This is a genomic window from Pseudomonas sp. R4-84, from assembly GCF_054130985.1.
On sequence record NZ_CP096390.1, the window covers coordinates 1,935,184 to 1,957,511 of the forward strand.

At 60.2% G+C, this 22,328-nt stretch carries 17 protein-coding genes; 11 read left to right on the plus strand and 6 right to left on the minus strand.

The genetic code is table 11. From position 1 onward, the window contains the following. Positions 1-29 precede the first annotated feature (29 nt). From M1D68_RS08975 to M1D68_RS09005, 7 genes are all read left to right on the plus strand, one after another. Positions 30-467, plus strand: coding sequence for a hypothetical protein (locus M1D68_RS08975; protein ID WP_420764687.1), 438 nt, complete (start codon positions 30-32; stop codon positions 465-467). Between the two features lie 485 nt (positions 468-952). Then, positions 953-3,100, plus strand: coding sequence for a fatty acid oxidation complex subunit alpha FadB (fadB, locus tag M1D68_RS08980; RefSeq protein ID WP_420764686.1), 2,148 nt, complete (start codon positions 953-955; stop codon positions 3,098-3,100). Positions 3,101-3,130: 30 nt separating this feature from the next. Beyond that, positions 3,131-4,306: an acetyl-CoA C-acyltransferase FadA gene (fadA, locus tag M1D68_RS08985; protein ID WP_420764685.1), complete on the plus strand. Its 1,176-nt coding sequence runs from the start codon at positions 3,131-3,133 to the stop codon at positions 4,304-4,306. A 109-nt stretch (positions 4,307-4,415) separates the two neighbouring features. Next, entirely contained in the window at positions 4,416-4,652 is a 237-nt protein-coding gene (locus tag M1D68_RS08990; RefSeq protein ID WP_420764684.1) for a DUF1653 domain-containing protein, read from the plus strand. Between the two features lie 115 nt (positions 4,653-4,767). Continuing rightward, positions 4,768-7,380 carry a type I DNA topoisomerase gene (topA, locus tag M1D68_RS08995; protein WP_420764683.1) on the plus strand — a complete coding sequence of 871 codons (2,613 nt, stop codon included), beginning with the start codon at positions 4,768-4,770 and terminating at the stop codon, positions 7,378-7,380. 222 nt (positions 7,381-7,602) lie between these two features. Next, positions 7,603-8,127: a DUF6586 family protein gene (locus M1D68_RS09000; RefSeq protein ID WP_434650526.1), complete on the plus strand. Its 525-nt coding sequence runs from the start codon at positions 7,603-7,605 to the stop codon at positions 8,125-8,127. Between the two features lie 92 nt (positions 8,128-8,219). Next, positions 8,220-8,453: a hypothetical protein gene (locus M1D68_RS09005; RefSeq protein ID WP_003183419.1), complete on the plus strand. Its 234-nt coding sequence runs from the start codon at positions 8,220-8,222 to the stop codon at positions 8,451-8,453. Between the two features lie 67 nt (positions 8,454-8,520). Here the strand turns inward: M1D68_RS09005 and sulA are convergent, their stop codons facing one another. Further along, positions 8,521-8,994 carry an SOS-induced cell division inhibitor SulA gene (gene sulA, locus M1D68_RS09010; RefSeq protein ID WP_420764681.1) on the minus strand — a complete coding sequence of 158 codons (474 nt, stop codon included), beginning with the start codon at positions 8,992-8,994 and terminating at the stop codon, positions 8,521-8,523. Between the two features lie 10 nt (positions 8,995-9,004). Continuing rightward, positions 9,005-9,613 (minus strand): transcriptional repressor LexA, encoded by a 609-nt coding sequence (gene lexA, locus M1D68_RS09015; RefSeq protein ID WP_420764680.1) that lies wholly within the window; start codon positions 9,611-9,613, stop codon positions 9,005-9,007. Positions 9,614-9,853: 240 nt separating this feature from the next. Between lexA and M1D68_RS09020 the strand changes: the two genes are divergently transcribed. From M1D68_RS09020 to M1D68_RS09030, 3 genes are all read left to right on the plus strand, one after another. After that, on the plus strand, positions 9,854-10,561 hold the full coding sequence (locus tag M1D68_RS09020) for a TetR/AcrR family transcriptional regulator (RefSeq protein WP_420764679.1): 708 nt from the start codon (positions 9,854-9,856) through the stop codon (positions 10,559-10,561). Positions 10,562-10,732: 171 nt separating this feature from the next. After that, entirely contained in the window at positions 10,733-11,743 is a 1,011-nt protein-coding gene (nagZ, locus tag M1D68_RS09025; RefSeq protein ID WP_457970061.1) for a beta-N-acetylhexosaminidase, read from the plus strand. A 10-nt stretch (positions 11,744-11,753) separates the two neighbouring features. Beyond that, complete coding sequence (locus tag M1D68_RS09030) at positions 11,754-12,494, plus strand: S-methyl-5'-thioinosine phosphorylase (RefSeq protein ID WP_420764677.1); 741 nt, start codon at positions 11,754-11,756, stop codon at positions 12,492-12,494. Positions 12,495-12,560: 66 nt separating this feature from the next. Here M1D68_RS09030 and M1D68_RS09035 read toward each other — a convergent pair whose 3' ends face one another. From M1D68_RS09035 to mfd, 3 genes are read right to left on the minus strand one after another with little or no spacing between them, the layout of a single operon-like run. Then, positions 12,561-15,254: a DEAD/DEAH box helicase gene (locus M1D68_RS09035; RefSeq protein ID WP_457970063.1), complete on the minus strand. Its 2,694-nt coding sequence runs from the start codon at positions 15,252-15,254 to the stop codon at positions 12,561-12,563. Between the two features lie 11 nt (positions 15,255-15,265). Beyond that, entirely contained in the window at positions 15,266-15,832 is a 567-nt protein-coding gene (locus M1D68_RS09040; protein ID WP_420764675.1) for a CsiV family protein, read from the minus strand. Between the two features lie 10 nt (positions 15,833-15,842). Continuing rightward, a complete protein-coding gene (gene mfd, locus M1D68_RS09045; RefSeq protein ID WP_434563284.1) occupies positions 15,843-19,292 on the minus strand; it encodes a transcription-repair coupling factor in 3,450 nt (1,149 codons plus the stop codon). A 168-nt stretch (positions 19,293-19,460) separates the two neighbouring features. Between mfd and M1D68_RS09050 the strand changes: the two genes are divergently transcribed. Beyond that, positions 19,461-20,924: a glyceraldehyde-3-phosphate dehydrogenase gene (locus tag M1D68_RS09050; RefSeq protein ID WP_420764673.1), complete on the plus strand. Its 1,464-nt coding sequence runs from the start codon at positions 19,461-19,463 to the stop codon at positions 20,922-20,924. A gap of 59 nt (positions 20,925-20,983) precedes the next feature. Here M1D68_RS09050 and tcuC read toward each other — a convergent pair whose 3' ends face one another. Beyond that, a complete protein-coding gene (gene tcuC, locus M1D68_RS09055; RefSeq protein ID WP_420764672.1) occupies positions 20,984-22,282 on the minus strand; it encodes an MFS transporter in 1,299 nt (432 codons plus the stop codon). Between the last annotated feature and the right edge of the window lie 46 nt (positions 22,283-22,328).

The following is a 22,328-nucleotide window of genomic DNA, read 5'->3' on the forward strand; positions in this document are numbered from 1 at the left end:
TGGGCTCATCAGAATTCGGGAGTACAGATATGACGGTCTGGATAGTGGTGTCAATCCTGTTGGTGGTATTAAGCCCCCTGGCATGGTTGCGACCGTCTCGCGCACAGAGCGGGCGTATAGCCCTTCGCATGGAGGCGCGACGCCTCGGGCTGGCCATGCGATTGACCCCGCAAGACTGGCCCCATTGGCTTGGCCAGCAGCCACCAAACCCCTGTGCGCAGTACCACCGAGCCCGGCGGGGCAGTCAGCCGGCCAGCTGGAGTTATTGGCAAAAGGCTCCAGGGGTGTGGGTCAACCAATGGCAGGAGGTGTGCCAGGATGAAGCGTTGCTCGGCCACTTCCGAGCATTGCCAGCCAATGTCTATAAGGTCGAGGCCGACCGGCAAATGATCGCCCTGTATTGGGGAGAAAAAGGCGAAGCCAGTGTTTTGCAGGACATTTCTGCCGTATTAAAAGCGTTGGCCTGAGCGTAAAAAAGCCCGACAGCATCATCGGGCGGGTTGGCCAGGCAGGCCGGTAAAACCATTCTTTCCAGGGCGTGCTTCGAAACGTCCTGTTCCCCGCGTACTCAATCATATTGTCACCAGCTTAGTCGGTTGAATCCGGTGCGCCTGGAATTAGGGCGACTTTTCTAATGATTGATTCTATGAATGGTCGCTCATGCAAGGTCGTGTTACGGATCCAGGCGGTACGGAAATGACTGCGGAGTCCCGTTCAAACGCCTGTTTAGGGCGATTGACAATTGTCGGAAATTCCGTGAAGGTGACGTACCCAAATCAAACGGGCGTATGAATTGAGCGTTTGTATTTTCAGAACGTTCCTACAGAACCCGACTATCGCGTTGACGGGTGTGTCTGGCGGATTGGCGTAGCATCGGCGGTTATGTCCATGTGGAGCCAGGGGCCAGCGTCCAACGTGTACTGTTCAGCTTCCATATCGTGGAGATCAGTTGATGATTTACGAAGGTAAAGCCATCACGGTTAAGGCTCTTGAAAGTGGCATCGTCGAACTGAAATTCGACCTCAAGGGTGAGTCCGTCAACAAGTTCAACCGTCTAACCCTGAATGAATTGCGTCAGGCCGTGGACACTATCAAGGCAGATGCGTCGATCAAGGGTGTGATCGTCAGCAGTGGCAAGGACGTGTTCATCGTCGGCGCCGACATCACCGAATTCGTCGACAACTTCAAGCTGCCCGATGCCGAACTGATCGCTGGCAACCTCGAAGCCAACCGTATCTTCAGCGACTTTGAAGACCTCAACGTACCGACCGTCGCGGCCATCAACGGCATCGCGCTGGGTGGCGGCCTGGAAATGTGCCTGGCGGCGGACTACCGCGTCATGTCCACCGCGGCCAAGATCGGCCTGCCGGAAGTCAAGCTGGGCATCTACCCGGGTTTCGGCGGCACCGTGCGCCTGCCGCGCCTGATCGGTGCTGACAACGCTATCGAGTGGATTGCCGCTGGCAAGGAAAACCGTGCCGAAGACGCGCTGAAAGTCGGCGCCGTGGATGCGGTGGTCGAACCCGGCAAGCTTCTGGAGGCGGCCCTTGAAACCGTCAAGCGCGCCATCAGCGGCGAGTTTGACTACAAGGCCAAGCGCCAGCCGAAGCTGGAAAAACTCAAGCTCAACGCCATCGAACAGATGATGGCCTTCGAGACCGCCAAAGGTTTCGTCGCCGGCCAGGCGGGCCCGAACTACCCGGCGCCGGTCGAGGCGATCAAGACCATCCAGAAAGCCGCGAATTTCGGTCGCGACAAAGCCTTGGAAGTCGAAGCCGCCGGTTTCGTGAAACTGGCCAAGACGTCTGCCGCCCAGAGCCTGATCGGTCTGTTCCTCAATGATCAGGAGCTGAAGAAAAAGGCCAAGGCCTACGACGAAATTGCCCGTGACGTGAAACAGGCCGCCGTGCTCGGCGCCGGCATCATGGGTGGCGGCATCGCCTATCAGTCGGCGTCCAAGGGCACGCCGATCCTGATGAAGGACATCAATGAACACGGCATCGAGCAGGGGTTGGCCGAAGCCGCCAAGCTGCTGGTCGGTCGCGTCGACAAAGGTCGCATGACAGCCGCGAAGATGGCCGAAGTGCTCAATGGCATTCGTCCGACGTTGTCCTACGGCGATTTCGGCCACGTCGACCTGGTGGTCGAAGCAGTTGTCGAGAACCCGAAGGTCAAGCAGGCGGTTCTGGCTGAAGTCGAAGACAAGGTCAAAGAGGACACCATCCTCGCGTCGAACACCTCGACCATTTCCATTTCGCTGCTGGCCAAAGCCCTCAAGCGTCCGGAAAACTTCGTCGGCATGCATTTCTTCAACCCGGTGCACATGATGCCCCTGGTGGAAGTGATCCGTGGCGAGAAATCCAGCGAGGAGGCGATTGCCACCACCGTGGCCTACGCCAAAAAAATGGGCAAGAACCCGATCGTCGTCAACGATTGCCCGGGCTTTTTGGTCAACCGCGTGCTGTTCCCGTACTTCGGCGGTTTCGCCAAGCTGGTCAGTGCCGGTGTGGACTTCGTGCGCATCGACAAGATCATGGAAAAATTCGGCTGGCCGATGGGCCCGGCGTACCTGATGGACGTGGTCGGCATCGACACCGGCCACCACGGTCGCGACGTCATGGCTGAAGGCTTCCCGGACCGCATGAAAGACGACCGTCGTTCCGCCGTCGACGTGCTCTACGAAGCCAAGCGCCTGGGACAGAAGAACGGCAAGGGCTTCTACGCCTACGAGACCGACAAGCGCGGCAAGCAGAAGAAAGTCGCCGATTCGTCGGTGCTCGAAGTGCTCAAGCCGATCGTCTACGAGCAGCGCGAAGTCACCGACGAGGACATCATCAACTGGATGATGATCCCGCTGTGCCTGGAAACCGTGCGTTGCCTGGAAGACGGCATTGTCGAAACCGCCGCCGAAGCCGACATGGGTCTGGTCTACGGCATCGGTTTCCCTCCATTCCGTGGCGGTGCGCTGCGCTACATCGATTCGATCGGTGTGGCCGAGTTCGTTGCCCTGGCTGACCAGTACGCTGATCTGGGCGCGTTGTACCACCCGACCGCGAAGCTGCGTGAAATGGCCAAGAACGGCCAGCGTTTCTTCGGTTAAGCGCCCAACGACTAGAGCGAGAGAACATTTATGAGCTTGAATCCTAGAGACGTCGTGATTGTCGACTTCGGTCGTACGCCGATGGGCCGCTCCAAGGGCGGCATGCACCGCAACACTCGCGCCGAAGACATGTCGGCGCACCTGATCAGCAAACTGCTGGAACGCAACGTCAAGGTCGACCCCAACGAAGTCGAGGACGTGATCTGGGGCTGCGTGAACCAGACCCTGGAGCAGGGCTGGAACATCGCCCGCATGGCTTCGCTGATGACCCAGATCCCTCACACCGCTGCCGGCCAGACGGTCAGCCGCCTGTGCGGTTCGTCCATGAGCGCGCTGCACACCGCCGCCCAGGCGATCATGACCGGTAACGGTGATGTGTTCGTGGTCGGTGGTGTCGAGCACATGGGCCACGTGAGCATGATGCACGGTGTCGATCCGAACCCGCACATGTCTCTGTACGCGGCAAAAGCCTCGGGCATGATGGGCCTGACCGCGGAAATGCTCGGCAAGATGCATGGCATCACCCGCGAACAGCAGGACGCCTTTGGCGTGCGCTCCCACCAGCTCGCCCACAAGGCGACGGTGGAAGGCAAGTTCAAGGATGAAATCATCCCGATGCAGGGCTACGACGAGAACGGCTTCTTGAAACTGTTCGACTACGACGAAACCATTCGTCCGGAAACCACCCTGGAAAGCCTGGCGACCTTGAAGCCGGCCTTCAATCCTAAGGGCGGCACCGTGACGGCGGGTACTTCGTCGCAGATCACCGACGGTGCCTCGTGCATGATCGTGATGTCGGCCCAGCGTGCCCAGGACCTGGGCATCCAGCCGATGGCCGTGATTCGTTCGATGGCTGTCGCGGGTGTGGACCCGGCGATCATGGGCTATGGTCCAGTACCGGCTACGCAGAAAGCGTTGAAGCGCGCGGGCCTGAGCATTTCCGATATCGACTTCTTCGAGCTCAACGAAGCTTTCGCCGCACAGGCGCTGCCTGTGCTGAAAGATTTGAAAGTACTCGACAAGATGAACGAGAAGGTTAACCTGCACGGCGGCGCGATCGCCCTGGGTCACCCGTTCGGTTGCTCTGGTGCGCGTATCTCTGGCACGCTGCTCAACGTCATGAAGCAGAACGGCGGCACTTTAGGGGTGTCCACCATGTGCATTGGCCTCGGCCAGGGCATCGCCACTGTCTTCGAACGCGTCTAAGCGTTGCGTTGATGGAAGCCGGGGCCAAGTGCCCCGGTTTTTGTTTTTCGGGTTTAGTAAAAGAAAGATTTTGTTTTTATTTTGAAAAAATTTGAGTGAGGGCCAACGCATGCCGATACAACCTGGGCTCTACCAACATTACAAAGGTCCGCAGTACCGCGTATTCAGCGTTGCGCGGCATTCCGAGACCGAGGAAGAAGTGGTCTTCTATCAAGCCCTGTATGGCGATTACGGCTTTTGGGTGCGTCCGTTGAGCATGTTCCAGGAGTCTGTCGAAGTTGACGGCGAACAGGTGCCGCGCTTTGCTTTGGTGCAGGTCGAGGAGAGCATCTTTTCCAAGTCGTGAGGCCAGTGTGAGGGCGACCCCGCCCTTGACCTCACCTTGCAGCCACTATATATAGCGGTGCCGCGTCAGGCGCCAACCGCCTTTCACTTTTTAGAATTCAGGAATTTTCTGATCCATGGGCAAATCGCTGGTCATTGTGGAATCCCCGGCTAAGGCCAAGACCATCAACAAGTATCTGGGCAACCAATACGTGGTGAAGTCGAGTATCGGCCATATCCGAGACCTGCCCACCAGCGGTTCGGCTAGCGCCAGCAAGGAGCCAGCCGCCAAGCGCGGCAAGGCGGCCGCTGGTGAAGCGCCGGCGCTGTCGCCGAAAGACAAGGCGCGCAAGCAGCTGGTCTCACGCATGGGAGTCGATCCGGAGCACGGCTGGAAAGCCAAGTACGAGATCCTTCCGGGCAAGGAAAAGGTCATCGAAGAACTGCGTCGGCTCGCCAAGGACGCCGACACCATTTATCTCGCGACGGACTTGGACCGCGAAGGGGAAGCCATCGCCTGGCACCTGCGCGAAGCCATCGGTGGGGATGACAGCCGCTACAAGCGCGTGGTGTTCAACGAAATCACCAAGAAGGCTATCCAGGAAGCCTTCTCCCAGCCGGGCGAGCTGGACATCGACCGGGTCAATGCCCAACAGGCGCGTCGCTTCCTTGACCGCGTCGTGGGCTACATGGTCTCGCCATTGTTGTGGGCCAAGATCGCCCGTGGCCTGTCGGCCGGTCGTGTGCAGTCGGTGGCGGTAAAGCTGGTGGTGGAGCGCGAGCGGGAAATCCGTGCGTTCAATCCCGAAGAATATTGGGAAGTCCATGCTGATCTCGGTACCGCCAAGGGCGCTACCGTGCGTTTCGAAGTGGCTCGCGAGAAAGGCGAAGCCTTCAAGCCGCTCAATGAAGCCCAGGCCATGGCAGCGCTGGAGAAGCTCAAGGCTTCCAGCTACAGCATCGTCAAGCGCGAGGACAAGCCCACCAGCAGCAAGCCGTCGGCGCCCTTCATTACGTCCACCTTGCAGCAGGCGGCGAGCAACCGCCTGGGCTTCGGTGTGAAGAAGACCATGATGATGGCCCAGCGTCTGTACGAAGCGGGCTACATCACGTACATGCGTACCGACTCGACCAATCTCTCGGCCGATGCCGTGGCGATGGCGCGTACTTATATAGAAAGCGAGTTTGGCAAGAAGTACCTGCCGGATACGCCGAACGTGTACAGCAGCAAGGAAGGCGCCCAGGAGGCTCACGAAGCGATTCGTCCTTCCGACGCCAATACCGAGCCAAGCAAGCTGTCGGGCATGGAGCGCGACGCCGAGCGTCTCTACGAGCTGATCTGGCGCCAGTTCCTGGCATGCCAGATGCTACCTGCGCAATACCTGTCGACCACGGTCAGCGTCGGTGCTGGCGATTTCGAGCTGCGCGCCAAGGGTCGTATCCTGAAGTTCGACGGCTATACCCGCGTCATGCCGCAGATCACCAAGCCGGGGGACGATGACGTCCTGCCGGACATGGCCCAGGGCGACGTGATGAAGCTGATCAAGCTGGATCCGACCCAGCACTTCACCAAGCCGCCGGCACGGTATTCCGAGGCCAGCCTGGTCAAGGAGATGGAAAAACGTGGCATCGGTCGTCCTTCGACCTATGCGGCGATCATTTCCACCATCCAGGATCGCGGCTACGTGACGCTGCACAACCGTCGCTTCTATTCGGAAAAGATGGGGGACATCGTCACCGAGCGCTTGTCCGAGAGTTTCTCGAACCTGATGGACTACGGCTTCACCGCCGGCATGGAAGAGAACCTGGACGACGTGGCCCAGGGTGAGCGGGACTGGAAAAACGTACTCGACGAGTTCTACGGCGACTTCAAGAAAAAACTGGAAGTGGCCGAAAGTCCGGAAAGCGGCATGCGGGCGAACCAGCCGGTCATGACCGATATTCCATGCCAGACCTGCGGGCGTCCGATGCAGATCCGTACCGCGTCGACCGGTGTATTCCTGGGTTGCTCGGGCTACAGCCTGCCACCCAAGGAGCGCTGCAAGGCGACGGTCAACCTGGTGCCAGGCGACGAAATCGCCGCGGACGACGAAGGTGAGTCGGAGTCCCTGGTGCTGCGCGGCAAACACCGTTGCCCTATCTGCAGCACAGCGATGGATGCTTACCTGCTGGATGAAAAGCGCAAGCTGCACATCTGCGGTAACAATCCTGATTGCGCCGGCTACGAGATCGAAGAGGGCACCTATCGCATCAAGGGCTACGAAGGTCCGAGCCTGGAATGCGACAAGTGTGGCAGCGAAATGCAGCTCAAAACCGGCCGTTTCGGCAAGTTCTTCGGTTGCACCAATCCGACCTGCAAGAACACCCGCAAGCTGCTCAAGAGCGGTGACGCGGCGCCGCCGAAGATGGATCCGGTGAAGATGCCCGAGCTCAAGTGCGAGAAGGTAAACGACACCTACATCCTTCGTGATGGTGCATCCGGCCTGTTCCTGGCAGCCAGCCAGTTTCCGAAAAATCGCGAGACTCGGGCGCCGCTGGTGATCGAGATCTTGCCGCACAAGGATGAGATCGATCCGAAGTACCATTTCCTCTGCGACGCGCCGCAGAAGGATCCGGATGGCCGCCCAGCGGTGATCCGCTACAGCCGCAAGACCAAGGAGCAATACGTGCAGACCGAGGTTGACGGCAAGCCTACCGGTTGGAAAGCGTTCTACGACGGTGGTAAGTGGACCGTTGAAGACAAGCGCTGATTGATGGCGAAAGGATTTGAATCTGCGCGATCCTCGTGGCGAGGGAGCTTGCTCCCGCTGGGCGATTCAGTCGTTGTTCTAAACGCCGCGTAAGCAAAAGGCCGCATGACAACCCTCGGGTTTTCATGCGGCCTTTCAGTTTTTGGGTTGCAGTAGCTTCGGTTGATCCACGACACTGTCGCACCTGCGTGACGCTTTTATTTCGTTGGGGAGAATGCCGCCATGGCCCACGAACTCTACACCCGTACCAATCAGAAGATTTATTTTGCCGGCCTGTCGCTCGAAGCGCTTGCCAGGGCAGAGGATGGGCGCGCCATGAATGCTCCCGCGCTGGTCCAGGCTGGGCGTGAATCCGTGCTGTTTCATTTGTACGGCGCCTTGCTGGGTCTTTGCCACGAAATTGCCGGGTTCTATCGCTTGCCCCAGGCGAATGCGTCACGGGCCGAACTGATGCTGATGCCAGAAGTACTGGACAGCCTTGCGATTCCCGAGCTGGCGGAAATGGTCGAGTTGGCGCAGAACCGCGAGACTTGGCTGGCCAAGTTGCTGGCGGCTCATGCCGCGTTATTCCAGCCGCCACGGGCCCCGCGTAAACCGAAGGGTGATGTTACCCAGCCGTTGATTGTCGCGGTCAATCTTGACGAGCAGGAACCAGAGCCAGAGCTGAGTCGGGAAGAGTTGGAGAGCTGGCGTCAGAATCTCAAAAGCCTGGCGATTCGGTTCCGTGACGGCTTGAACGAATGCTGACGTGATGGCCGTCGGTAACGCTTGGTCAAGATCCTGAGCGAAGCCTGGCCGATGACTATATAATCCCCGCCTTTCGTGGAGAACAGACTTTTATGCCTACGTCCTTTCTAGAAATTGTCGAACTTCCTGATGGTCGCATTGAGCTGCGCCGGGCTGAAGACGAGGGTTCGCTGGTTACCCTGAACTTCTCCGAGGATGCCAAGGTGTTTCTTCAGGGCCAACATGTCGAGGTCGCCAAGGCGATGCTCAGCGTGGGTGTCCAGATGGCAGGTCGCCTGGTTGAAGGCGAATTCAACAAGGAAGAGGGGCCGCGGGTTCTACATTGATCCCCGTCTGTCGGCTTTTGAAGTAATGTGACTGGTCTGGCTTCTCTGTCCTGGAGAAGCCCTGCGTTTATCCCAATCGAATATTCAGGCTTTGTGCATCGCCGGTGCGCGCGGCGCTGATCAATTGCTGACGCGCGGTCGCGGTCAAGGGATTGAGCCAGCTGACCACCGTATGACTGCGCCCCAGGCGCAACGCTTCGCAGGTCAACTGCTGGGCGCTCTGGCTGCCGCGCGGCTGCAATAGCAGGATTCGCTCGCGATTGAGACCAGCGTCTCGCAACCAGGCCTGCGTTACGCTGGCCGGTGGTGCGATCAGCGTAAGCCAGCGAGCGTCCTGGTCCTGGCTCAGTTCTCTCAGGATCGGCGCTAGCAGGTTCAGGCAATTTCCCGCCGCACCACGCAACGACAGCTCGCTGAAGGCTTCGGGTTCGACGCTCCAGGGCGACTCGATGACCTCGTTCAGGACTGGAACCAGCGGTTGGGCCATGAATGCCTCGAACAGCGGAAGTTGTGTGTGCTGTGGTGTATGAGGAAATTGCATAAAGCCTCCTTTAGCGGCGAATGACGCCAACGCTCAAGCCTTCGATAACCAGATCCTGGTCTTTCAGGTCCACTTCGATGGGGGCGAATTCCGGGTTCTCGGCGATCAACCAGACCTTGCTGCCCTCGCGCTTGAAGCGCTTGACGGTGACTTCATCGCCGATCCGCGCCACCACGACCTGGCCGTTACGGGCTTCACGGGTGGTGTGGACAGCCAGGAGATCGCCATCGAAGATACCGATGTCCTTCATGCTCATACCGTGCACGCGCAGAAGATAATCGGCCCTCGGGTGAAAGAATGAAGGATTGATGTTGCAAGACTCCTCGACGTGCTGCTGGGCGAGGATAGGCGCGCCGGCGGCCACGCGCCCGATGATAGGCAGGGTGGTGTCGTCGGCCTTGGCTTCGAAGCCGGGGATGCGAATCCCCCGGGATGCTCCGGGCGTCATTTCTATTGCACCCTTGCGGGCCAGCGCCTTGAGGTGCTCTTCAGCCGCGTTGGGGGATTTGAAACCCAGTTCCTGAGCGATTTCCGCACGGGTCGGCGGATAGCCGTTGTCTTCTAGGCAGCGTTTGATGAAGGCCAGAATCTCTGCTTGGCGTGGCGTCAGCTTTAGCATATCGATCGCTCTGTCTTTTTATACAGTGACTGGGATTATATACAGTACGAGTCAGTTGGCAATCCTCCTTTTTCGCCAGGCTGCCAGACGGTTGATGGAACCGCTGGCAGGGACTGTGCTATAGCTCGCCAAAGGTGTGGTTAAATACCTGACCGGACGTTCGCAAAATGCCCCGGCAGGCTTGACAAGCCCCAGGCTGAAACGTATGTTTCAAACAAGTGTTTGTCAGGCGGAGTAGCCATGGCCCAGTCGGAAACCGTTGAACGCATTCTCGATGCTGCCGAGCAATTGTTCGCGGAAAAAGGTTTCGCCGAAACCTCTTTGCGTCTGATTACCAGCAAGGCCGGGGTGAACCTGGCGGCGGTGAACTACCACTTCGGCTCGAAAAAAGCCCTGATCCAAGCGGTATTTTCGCGCTTCCTAGGGCCGTTCTGTATCAGCCTCGATCGCGAGCTGGAGCGTCGCCAGGCCAAGCCTGACGTCAAGCCCACTCTGGAAGAGCTGCTCGAGATCCTGGTCGAACAAGCCCTCGTGGTCCAGCCACGCAGCGGTAACGACCTCTCCATATTCATGCGTCTGCTGGGCCTGGCATTCAGCCAGAGCCAAGGGCACTTGCGGCGCTATCTCGAAGACATGTACGGCAAGGTGTTCCGTCGCTACATGCTGCTGGTCAACGAAGCCGCGCCGCGCATACCACCTATCGAATTGTTCTGGCGCGTGCATTTCATGCTCGGTGCCGCGGCATTCAGCATGTCGGGCATCAAGGCGCTGCGGGCTATCGCCGAGACCGACTTCGGCGTGAATACGTCGATCGAGCAGGTGATGCGCCTGATGGTGCCATTCCTGGCAGCGGGCATGCGCGCCGAAAGCGGCGTCACCGATGAAGCAATGGCGGCCGCGCAGCTGCGTCCGCGCAGCAAATCGACGCCGGCGCTCGCCAAGGCATAGGCACACGGGTGGGCGCGGATGGCTACATCCGCTAAGCTAGCCGCCCATGCCGATTCTCCTTTTGAGTTCGTCTCAATATTCTTCGCCCGCGCGGTCTGCCGGCCCTTCAGCCTGGCGGTGCCGGGGCGGATGCAGCATCGCGCGCGTCCCTCGTTATTAAAAGGAACTGTTATGACTGGTGCCCTTCAAGGCTCGTTGATGGTGGACGTCGCCGGAACCTGGCTGACGGCTGAAGATCGCCATCTGTTGCGTCAGCCCGAAGTGGGTGGACTGATCATTTTTGCTCGCAATATCGAGCATCCCCGCCAGGTGCGCGAGCTGAGCGCCTCGATCCGGGCCATTCGCCCCGATCTGTTGTTGGCGGTCGACCAGGAGGGCGGCCGGGTGCAACGCCTGCGCCAAGGCTTCGTGCGTCTGCCGGCGATGAGGGCCATAGCCGATAACCCGAACGCCGAGTACTTGGCCGAGCAGTGCGGCTGGATCATGGCCACCGAAGTGCTGGCGGTCGGCCTCGATTTGAGCTTCGCCCCCGTGCTGGACCTCGATTACCAACGCAGCGCGGTGGTAGGAAGTCGTGCCTTCGAAGGCGACCCCGAGCGCGCCACACTGCTGGCAGGTGCGTTTATCCGTGGCATGAACGCCGCGGGAATGGCGGCCACAGGCAAGCATTTTCCGGGGCATGGCTGGGCCGAGGCAGACTCCCATGTCGCCATTCCTACTGACGAACGCAGTCTCGAACAGATCCGAGCCTGCGACCTGGTACCGTTTGCCAAGCTGAGCAAGAAGCTGGCGGCCGTCATGCCCGCCCATGTCATTTATCCTCAGGTGGATGCCAGCCCGGCAGGGTTCTCCCGTCGTTGGCTGCAAGACGTCCTGCGCGGCGTGTTGCAGTTTGATGGCGTGATCTTCAGCGATGATCTTTCGATGGCCGGCGCCCACGTGGTCGGCGATGCCGCCAGTCGGATCGAGGCTGCCTTGGCCGCGGGCTGCGACATGGGGCTGGTCTGCAACGACCGTGCGGCCGCCGAGCTCGCCTTGAGCGCTGCCCAGCGCCTGAAGGTCACGCCGTCGGCGCGGATTGCCCGTATGCGTGGCCAGGCCTTCGCCAGTACCGAGTACCGTCAGGATCCGCGCTGGTTGACAGCGATCGGCGCGTTGAAAGCCGCTCAACTGATTGATTAAGGATGTTTCGATGACTGTTTACGCAATTATCGGCGGCACCGGCCTGACCCAGCTGGAAGGCCTGACCATTCGCCAATCCCTGGCGGTGGAGACGCCCTACGGCGCGCCATCAGCCGAGGTGCAGATCGGCGAATACGCCGGGCGTGAGGTGTTGTTTCTGGCACGCCATGGCCATCCCCACCGTTTCCCGCCGCATCAGGTCAACTATCGCGCCAATCTCTGGGCGCTGAAGCAGGCGGGCGCCGAGGCGGTCCTGGCGGTCAACGCCGTCGGCGGGATCCACGCCGCGATGGGCACCGGTCATTTTTGCGTGCCCCACCAGTTGATCGATTACACCAGCGGTCGCCAGCATACGTATTTCGCCGATGACCTGGAGGCGGTGACCCACATTGATTTCAGCTACCCCTACACGGAATCGCTGCGCCAGCAATTGATTGCGGCCCTGGCTGCCGAAGGCTGCGGCTATAGCAGTCACGGTGTCTATGCCTGCACGCAGGGGCCGCGCCTGGAAACCGTGGCCGAAATCGCCCGCCTGGAGCGCGATGGCTGCGATATCGTCGGCATGACGGGCATGCCGGAGGCGGCGCTGGCTCGTGAGCTGGAACTGGACTACGCCTGCCTGGCGCTGGTGGTGAACCCGGCGGCGGGCAAATCCACTGCGGTGATTACCATGGCGGAGATCGAGCAGGCCCTGCATGACGGAATGGGTAAAGTGAAGTCGACCCTGGCGCGGGTGTTGATGGCGGGCTAGAAAGTCCGGTTTATTGGAGAATGATCTTGTGGGAGCGAGCCTGCTCGCTCCCACAATCAAGGAGTTTTAGCGCTTGTCCAGCTTGTCCGGCAGCGGCGCAAATAGCGCCTCGATGTCTTCGTTCTGCAGTTTCCAATCCCCAGCCACACGCCCATCCAGCACGCCGGCCGCCAGGTCGGACTTTTCTTTTTGCAGCAGCTGGATCTTTTCTTCCACCGTGCCGCGGGCAATCAGTTTGTACACGAACACCGGTTTTTCCTGGCCAATGCGATAGGCGCGGTCGGTCGCCTGGTTTTCGGTGGCGGGGTTCCACCAAGGATCGTAGTGAATCACCGTGTCCGCTTCTGTCAAGTTCAGGCCCACGCCGCCGGCCTTCAGGCTGATCAGAAAGATCTGACGCTTGCCGCTTTGGAATTCCTTCACTGGCGTGCGTCGGTCTCGGGTCTGGCCGGTGAGGATGGCGTAATCCACGCCGCGTTTTTTCAGTTCATCTTCAATCAGCGCCAACATGGAGGTGAACTGTGAAAACAGCAGCACCCGCCGACCTTCTTCGAACAATTCCTCAAGCATTTCCATCAGGCTGTCGAGCTTGCCCGAGGTGCTGCCGCGGGTGGACAGGGTGGCATCACTGATCAGGCGCAAATCGCAGCACACCTGGCGCAGCTTGAGCAGCGCTTCCAGGATGATGATCTGGCTGCGCGCCACGCCTTTGCGGGTGATCTCGTCGCGCACCTTCTTGTCCATCGCCAGGCGCATCGTCTCGTAGACATCCCGCTGGGCGTCGCTGAGTTCCACCCAATGGATGATTTCGGTCTTGGGTGGCAGCTCCGTCGCCACCTGCTCTTTGGTACGGCGCAGCAAGAAGGGTTTTATCCGACCGTTCAGGTGTTGCAATCGTACGTCGCTGCCGCGCTTTTCGATCGGTACGCGGTAGTCGCGATTGAAGCTCTTGACGTCGCCAAGCCAGCCCGGCAGCAGGAAGTGAAACAGCGACCAGAGTTCACCAAGGTGGTTTTCCAGTGGTGTACCGGACAGGCACAACCGTTGCCTGGCATCGAGTTCCCGGGCGGCTTGGGCGGCTTTGCTGGTGGGGTTCTTGATGTACTGGGCTTCATCCAGGATCAGTACATGCAGCGGCTGCGCCTTGAGGCGTTCGACATCCTTGGGAAGCAGCGCATAGGTGGTCAGGATCAAGTCGTAATCGGCCAGGCGCTCGAAGTGTTTCTTGCGCCCGGCACCGTACAGCGCCAGTACCTTGAGCTGCGGAGTGAAATGCGAGGCTTCGTCGAGCCAGTTGGGAATCAGGCTCGTCGGCATCACCACCATGCACGGTCGGTCCAGGCGCCCAGCGTTTTTTTCGCTAAGAATGTGCGCCAGGGTCTGTAGAGTTTTGCCCAGTCCCATGTCGTCCGCGAGAATCCCGCCTACTTCCAGCTGTCGTAGCGATTGCATCCAGCTCAAACCTTCGAGCTGGTAGGGTCGCAGCGTGGCGTTCAAGCCCTGCGGGGCGGTGGCGGTGTAGTCCTTGATGTCCCGCAGGCGTTGGGCCAGGCTGCGTATGTGCTCGCCACCTTCCCAGCGCAGCGGCATGTCCTGCAATGGGTTCAGGCGCAGGGCATCGGCGCTGTTGAGGCGCAGTTTGGTGGTGCCGGGCTCTTGCAGGTAGAACTCGCCGAGGGTCGCCAGCACGGGCTTCAACCGCCCGTAGGGCAGGGCAACTTGCTGAGGGCCGAATTCCGAGTTGGGCCGGTGCGGCAAGTTGACCAGGATAAGTTCGTCATCGCGGCGCCTGGCCAGTCGTTCCGGGTTGAATAGCTCGATATGCGAGCGCATCAGGTTCAACAGGATAGGCAGCAGGCTCAGTCGCTCGCCGTTGACGATGATGCCCAGCTCCAGGTCGAACCAGTCACGCTCCGGAGTCTCATCGACCGTGGCGTACCACTCATCCACCGCCGTCAGGTCGAAGCCGAAGTCTTCGTCAATCTGCAATTCCCAACCCTGGGTGCGCAGCTTTGGCAGGTCATTGAGGGTAAAGGTCAGCCAGGCGCTGTCGTTGACCATTTCGTACAGTTCGCCAGCGCTCTCCGGTAGAGCCTTGCTTTGTCGGGTCGCAACCTTGAATCCAAGAATTCGCAACTGCTCGCGGTAGGACTGTTCCACTTCGATCTGGCGTTTTATCCGCAGCGTCTGGGTTTCTTGGCGAATCAGTACGTCGGTGTTGCGCTGGCCGCTGACGTACTCGTCCAGATAACTGAAGGACAAGGCGGCGCGGTGCTGGATATAACGCTGCATCTTGCCGTTGCGCGGCTCGAAGGCGCTGAACTCGACACTTGCCAGCCAAAGCCGTGGCACCGGCTGCACGTTTTCCACCAGGACTTGCGGCGGGGCCTTGGGGCTGCGGTTGTCCAGCACTGCCTGGAGCTTTTCCAGCAATTGCGCGTCTTTTTCGGCGGCCGGGTAGGCCAGGGTTTCCTGAACTTGCAGCAGCACCGCTGCGCAATGCTTGCAATTAATGCGCACCGGGCAGGAGCACGCGGCGTCTAGCAGGATCAATGTGCCTTTGGCTGACTCCTTGAGGCGAATGGTCTGACGGTAGACGCTGCCGCCCGAGCCTTCGCAGCTGGCGATGATGGTGCTGTCGCCGGCCTCGACGACCCTCACGCGGTTTTCCAGCGCGTATCGGCGCCCACGCTCCAGGCTTTGTTCCTTGAATCGATTGACCCAGGAAGGTGCCAGCGGTTTGCTCAGGGGCGAGGGCATGGGCGCGCCGATCAGTCTGGAATGACGTCAGGTGCCTGCCGAGGCGCAGGCGCAGTCAACGAGGTGATCTTGATCAACAAGCCAAGGTGGCCGTTATCGAGGAAGTTCAGCTGGCCGTTCTTGGTATGGCTCTGTTGTTTCAAGCGCTCGCTGGCCGTGACCAGCCCATTGGCGTCGATCTGGTTGATCCAGAAGTCGGCGTCTACGTCAGTGAAACGGCCCAGTTTCAGTTCCAGGGTGCCCTCGATGGGAAACTGGCCGAACTGCTCGGCGCCATCACTGACGGCAATCTTGCTGCCCTGTTCGCCCAGGTTCTGTTGCCAGGCCTTGTGCATCAGCACGGTGTATTGACCGCTGGCGTTGAGTTTCTCGACGATGTTGCCCATCGCCGGCGTGCGCTGGCTGTCCGCGCCCAGGCGTTGTGCGCCGGCGTCCCAGTCCTCCGGCGCGGCGCGGCTGATAATGGCCGGCTCGGCATTCTGGCGGACTAGAATCATTTCAACCTGGTACAAGTCGTCGGCAACCGCCAGGGGAGCGATCAGCGTCATCAACAACGTCAAGGAGCGAAACAGGCGCATTGGGCGTCCTTCAAGCAGTGGTCGGATTGAGGCGCTCGAACAGCGCCTCTACGGTATTGAAGCGCTCTTCCGGGCGTTCCATGGGCACCATGAACTTGAACATCGTGGCGCCTTCGAATTTGTAGCGTTTAGGCTGGCCCTGGATCAGCTTGATCAGGACCAGCGGATCAACCGGGGTCTGCGCCTCGAACTCGATCCGGCCGCCGTTGGGGCCGCCGTCGACTTTCTTGATGCCCAATTGCTCTGCCTTGAGCTTGAGCAGCGTTGTGCGTACCAGGTTCTTGGTCGGCTCCGGAAGCAGGCCGAAGCGGTCGATCATCTCCACTTGCAGGTCCTTCAGGCCTTCCTCGTCGGTGGCCGAGGCGATGCGTTTGTAGAGGATCAGGCGTGCATGAACATCCGGCAGGTAATCCTCGGGGATCAGCGCTGGCACCCGCAGGTTGATTTCCGGGCCGCCGCCGAGGGGCTGGTCGAGGTTCGGTTGCTCGCCCTTGCGGATCGACTTGACCGCCCGTTCAAGCATTTCCATGTACAGGGTGAAACCCACTGCCTGGATCTGCCCGCTCTGGCCATCGCCAAGCAACTCGCCAGCGCCACGGATTTCAAGGTCATTGGTGGCCAGTACGAAGCCGGCGCCCAGGTCCTGGGTGTTGGCAATGGCTTCCAGGCGTTTTTCCGCGTCCGGGGTGATCTGCTGGCGCGGCGGTGTCAGCAGGTAGGCGTAGGCCTGGTGGTGACTGCGTCCGACCCGGCCACGCAATTGGTGCAACTGGGCCAGGCCGAATTTGTCGGCGCGCTCGATGATGATCGTGTTGGCGCTTGGCACGTCGATGCCGGTCTCGATGATGGTCGAGGCGATCAGCACGTTGAAGCGCTTGTGGTAGAAGTCGCTCATCACCTGTTCGAGCTCGCGTTCACGCATTTGTCCGTGGCCGATGCCGATGCGTGCTTCCGGCACCAGCTCGGCCAGGTCGGCGGCGCATTTCTCGATGGTCTTCACGTCGTTGTGCAGGTAATAGACCTGGCCGCCGCGCAGCAGCTCGCGTAGCAAGGCCTCTTTGACCGTGCTCTTGTTCTGCTCCATGACGAATGTGCGCACCGACAGGCGCCGGGCCGGCGGCGTGGCGATGATCGACAGGTCGCGCATGCCTGAAACGGCCATGTTCAATGTGCGCGGGATCGGCGTGGCGGTCAGGGTCAGGATGTCGACTTCGCTGCGCAGGGCCTTGAGCTGTTCTTTCTGGCGGACGCCAAAACGGTGCTCTTCATCGATGATCACCAGCCCGAGGTTCTTGATCTTCACATCGTCCTGCAGCAGCTTGTGCGTGCCGATGACGATGTCGATCTTGCCTTCGGCCAGGTCGGCCACGGCGGCGTTTACTTCCTTGGCGGATTTGAAGCGGCTCATCACTTCCACGGTCACCGGCCAATCGGCGAAGCGGTCGCGGAAACTGTTGTAATGCTGTTGGGCGAGCAGGGTAGTCGGCACCAGGATCGCCACCTGCTTGCCGCCATGCACGGCAATGAACGCAGCACGCATCGCCACTTCGGTCTTGCCGAAACCCACGTCGCCACACACCAGCCGGTCCATGGGCTTGGGCGCGAGCATGTCGGCGCGCACGGCTTCGATGGTGGTCTGCTGGTCGACGGTTTCTTCGAAGGGGAAGCCGGCGCTGAAGGTTTCATAGTCGGCTTTCGGATCTGCGAATGCATAACCCTCGCGTGCGGCCCGGCGAGCATAGATATCCAGCAATTCCGCTGCCACGTCGCGGACCTGTTCGGCGGCCTTGCGCTTGGCTTTCTGCCAGGTTTCCGAGCCCAGGCGATGGAGCGGGGCCAAGGCGTCGTCGCTGCCGGTGTAGCGGGCGATGAGGTGCAGGTTGGCCACCGGCACGTACAGTTTCGCGCCCTCGGCGTATTCGAGGGTCAGGAATTCGGCGGCCTGGTTTTCGATCTCCAGGGTCGCCAAGCCCAGGTAACGGCCCACGCCGTGGTCGATATGCACCACCGGCGCGCCTTCACGTAGTTCCGTGAGGTTCTTGATGACTGCGTCGTTGGCTGCGTCGGCGCGTTTTTCGCGACGACGACGCTGCATGACACGCTGGCCGAACAATGGGCTTTCAGCCACCAGCGCCAAGGCCGGATCGTCAAGGATCAAGCCGTCGTTAAGCGGTGCGATGGTGATCGCCAGGCGATCCTTGCCCGCGACAAAGTCAGGCCAGCTGTCGACGGTCTTCGGACGCAACTTCAGGCGTTCGAGCAGCTCCAGCAACACTTCGCGGCGGCCCGCGGACTCGGCGGTAAACAGCACACGGCCAGGGAAACCGTCGAGGAAACCGGCCAGCGCCGCCAGCGGTTGCGTGGCCTTGGCTTCGATTGCCAGGTCCGGCAAAGGCTTGGCAGGGAAGCGTTCACGCCCGGCGCCGGTTTCCACGTCCTGCTGGCTCGCCACCACACGGGGCCAACTCTTGAGGCGGGCGAAGCAGTCTTCCACCGGCAAGAACAGCTCGGCAGGCGGCAACAAAGGTCGAGACGGATCGACGCGACGTTCTTCGTAGCGATTACGTACATCGTTCCAGAAGTTTTCCGCCGCCTGCTCGATGCCCGGAAGGGAAAACACCTGGGTGTCCTGTGGCAGATAATCGAACAGCGTGGACGTTTCTTCGAAGAACAGCGGCAAGTAATACTCGATGCCGGCCGGCGTGATTCCGCTGCTCAGGTCCTGGAAGATCGGGCAACGGCGGAAGTCCACGTCGAAACGCTCGCGAAAACGCGCCTTGAACCGGGTGACCGCGTCTTTTTGCAGCGGGAATTCCTTGGCGGGCAACAGGCGGATCGATTGGACCTTGTCGATGGAACGCTGGTTTTCCGGATCGAAAGTGCGCAGGGTCTCGATTTCGTCATCGAACAGGTCGATGCGATACGGCAATTTGCTGCCCATCGGGAAGAGGTCGATCAGGGCGCCACGGACCGCGAACTCACCGTGCTCGTAAACGGTATCGACGTAGCGATAGCCACTGGCCTCGAGCCGGCTGCGCATCTGCTCGACGTCAAGCTTCTGGCCGATGTCCAGCACCAGGCTGCTGCCCAGCAGGAACTGAGTCGGTGCGAGGCGATGTAGGGCTGTGGTGATCGGCACTACCAAAACGCCATGACTGAGCTCCGGCAGCCGGTAGAGGCTGGCGATGCGCTGGGAAATGATGTCCTGGTGCGGCGAAAAAAGGTCGTAGGGCAGGGTTTCCCAATCCGGGAAATGCAGCACTGGCAAATCCGGGGCGAAGAAACCCAGCTCCTGTTCCAGCCGCTCGGCGCTCTGGCTGTCGGCGGTCAACAACAGGGTGAAGCGCTTTGCAGCGCTGGCGGCCTCGGCGATAGCCAGGCTCAGGGCGGCACCGGGCAGGTTGCCCCAGTGCTGTTTACCTGCCGCGGCAGGGAGAAGCGGAAGACGCAGAACGGGCACGGAAGGTTGAGCTCCAGCGTTGCGACAAAGTCGACAATTGTAGCGGGGGAAGTGCCCGGCTGTCAGTCGCGGACTACTCTGTCAGAACGCAAAACCACGGCGCGACGGGCGCGCATTGCTCCGCAGAGGACTCGGCGGCATAATGTAGCCCCTTTTTTCAGCCCCTACATGTGGAAGGTTACCGTGACTCAGAAGCCCGACCAGTGTCTTGGTGAATGGATTGATCGTGAAGCACTCGCAGAAGCGATGATCCCTCTCATCGGTCAGCTCTACCGCAATAACAATGTGGTGAGCTCGATCTATGGCCGCAGCCTGATCAACCAGTCTGTCATCGCGATCCTCAAGGCCCACCGCTTTGCTCGCCACCGTTCTTCCGACGACAGCGAACTCTCCGTCCACGAAACATTCCCCCTGCTCAAGGCCATGAGCGAGCTCAAGCTCGGCGCGGCTTCGGTGGACCTGGGCAAGTTGGCGTTCAAATTCCGTAACGAAGGCAATGGCCGTAGCGCCGAGCAGTTCGTTCGCGAAGAGATGGCCGATGTGGTTGGTCAACAGAACGCTTCGCCGCGCAAAGGCACTGACGTCGTGCTCTACGGCTTTGGCCGTATCGGTCGTCTGCTGGCGCGCATCCTGATCGAGAAAACCGGTGGTGGAGACGGCCTGCGCCTGCGTGCCATCGTCGTGCGCAAAGGCGCCGAGAACGACCTGACCAAGCGCGCCAGCCTGCTGCGTCGCGATTCGGTCCACGGTTCGTTCAATGGCACCATTACCATCGACGAAGAAAACAACACCATCACCGCCAACGGCAACCTGATCCAGGTGATCTACGCGAAGAACCCGACCGAGGTGGATTACACCCAGTACGGCATCAAGGACGCGCTGCTGGTGGACAACACCGGCGTATGGCGTGACGCCGATGGCCTGGGCCAGCACCTGGCGTGCCCGGGTATCGACCGCGTTGTCCTGACCGCGCCTGGCAAGGGCAAGCTGAAGAACATCGTTCACGGTATCAACCACAACGAAATCACCGCTGACGACAAGATCGTGTCCGCCGCGTCCTGCACCACCAACGCCATCGTGCCGGTGCTCAAGGCCGTGAACGACAAGTTCGGCATCATCAACGGTCACGTCGAAACCGTTCACTCGTACACCAACGACCAGAACCTGATCGACAACTTCCACAAGGGCGATCGCCGTGGTCGTAGCGCCGCGCTGAACATGGTCATCACCGAGACCGGTGCCGCCACTGCTGCAGCCAAGGCCCTGCCTGAGCTGGCCGGCAAGCTGACCGGTAACGCGATCCGCGTGCCGACGCCGAACGTGTCGATGGCCATTCTCAACCTGAACCTTGAGAAAGCCGCGACTCGCGAAGAGATGAACGACTACCTGCGCTACATGGCGCTGCACTCCGATCTGCATAAGCAAATCGACTTCGTCAACTCGCAGGAAGTGGTGTCCACCGACTTCGTTGGCTCCCGCCACGCCGGTGTCGTCGACGCAGAAGCGACCATCGTCCAGGATAACCGTGTTGTCCTTTACGTCTGGTACGACAACGAGTTCGGTTACAGCTGCCAGGTGGTTCGTGTGATGGAAGACATGGCTGATGTGAATCCGCCTGCATTCCCGCGCTAAGCGTTAACTGCTTGTGAAAACGCCCCGACTTGTCGGGGCGTTTTTTTGCCTAAGATTTGTCAGGCGCCACCAACGGCAGAAGCCTGGGCGGTCCGCAGCTCATGCCGGTTACCCTTGAACAGCACCAAGGTCGCAATCAACCCCAACACCGCCGCGCCGCTGAGCCAGATTCCCGGTGCGGCCTTGTTGCCGAGCACGTGGATCAGGTAGGTGCAGGCCGCTGGGGTAAATCCGCCGAAGGTCGCGGTGGCGAGGCTATAGGCCAGGGAAAAACCAGTGGTACGCACCTCGACTGGCATGATTTCCGTCAAGGCCACGACCATTGCGCCGTTGTAGGATCCATACAGGAACGATAGCCACAACTCGACGATCAGCAGATGGCTGAAACTGGGGTTCGCCACCAGCCAGGACAGTGCTGGGTACGCGGTCAGGATCGCCAGGATCGTCGCACCGAGCAGTAGGGGTTTACGCCCGATCCTGTCGGAAAACGCGCCCATCACGGGCAGCCAGAAGAAGTTCGACAAGCCGATGCACACGGTGACTAATAGCGCGTCCAGGTCCGAAAGGTTCAATTCGGCCTTGCCGAAGGTCGGTGTGTAAGCCGTGATCAGGTAGAACGACACTGTGGTCATCACTACCAACGCCATGCCTGCCAATACGATGCCGAAGTTCTGACCGATGGAGCGGACAATTTCTGACAGGGTAGGGCGGTGTTTTCTGGCCTGGAATTCAGCCGTCTCCTCCAGGGAGCGGCGAATCACGAAGATGACCGGTACGATCAGACAGCCGACCAGGAACGGCACGCGCCAGCCCCATTCGCCCATCTCCTGGGGGCTCAGCCAATGATTGAGACCGACCCCCAGCAGACCGGCGAACACCACCGCGGCCTGTTGGCTGGCGGACTGCCAACTGACGAAAAAGCCCTTGCGCCCTGGCGTGGAAATTTCCGCCAGGTACACCGACACCCCACCCAGCTCCACGCCAGCGGAAAAGCCTTGCAGCAATCGACCCAGCAACACCAGTAACGGTGCCGCCACGCCCAATGTGGCGTAGCCCGGAACGCAGGCGATCAGCACCGTGCCGGCGGCCATCATCGCCAGGGTGATGATCAGGCCTTTGCGGCGGCCGTGGCGGTCGATGTAGGCGCCGAGGAAAATCGCGCCCAGCGGACGCATCAGGAATCCCGCGCCGAACGTGGCCAGGGACAGCATCAGCGAGGCAAAGGCGCTGTCTGTTGGGAAAAATGTCTTGGCGATGGCCGTGGCGTAGAAGCCGTAGACCATGAAGTCGAACATCTCGAGGAAGTTGCCGCTGACGACGCGGAAAATCGCCTTGCCGTTGCTCGTGTTGGAAGACATGGTTAAGTACCCACTTTGGCAAATCTTGTATGAAAACGCTGCAGCC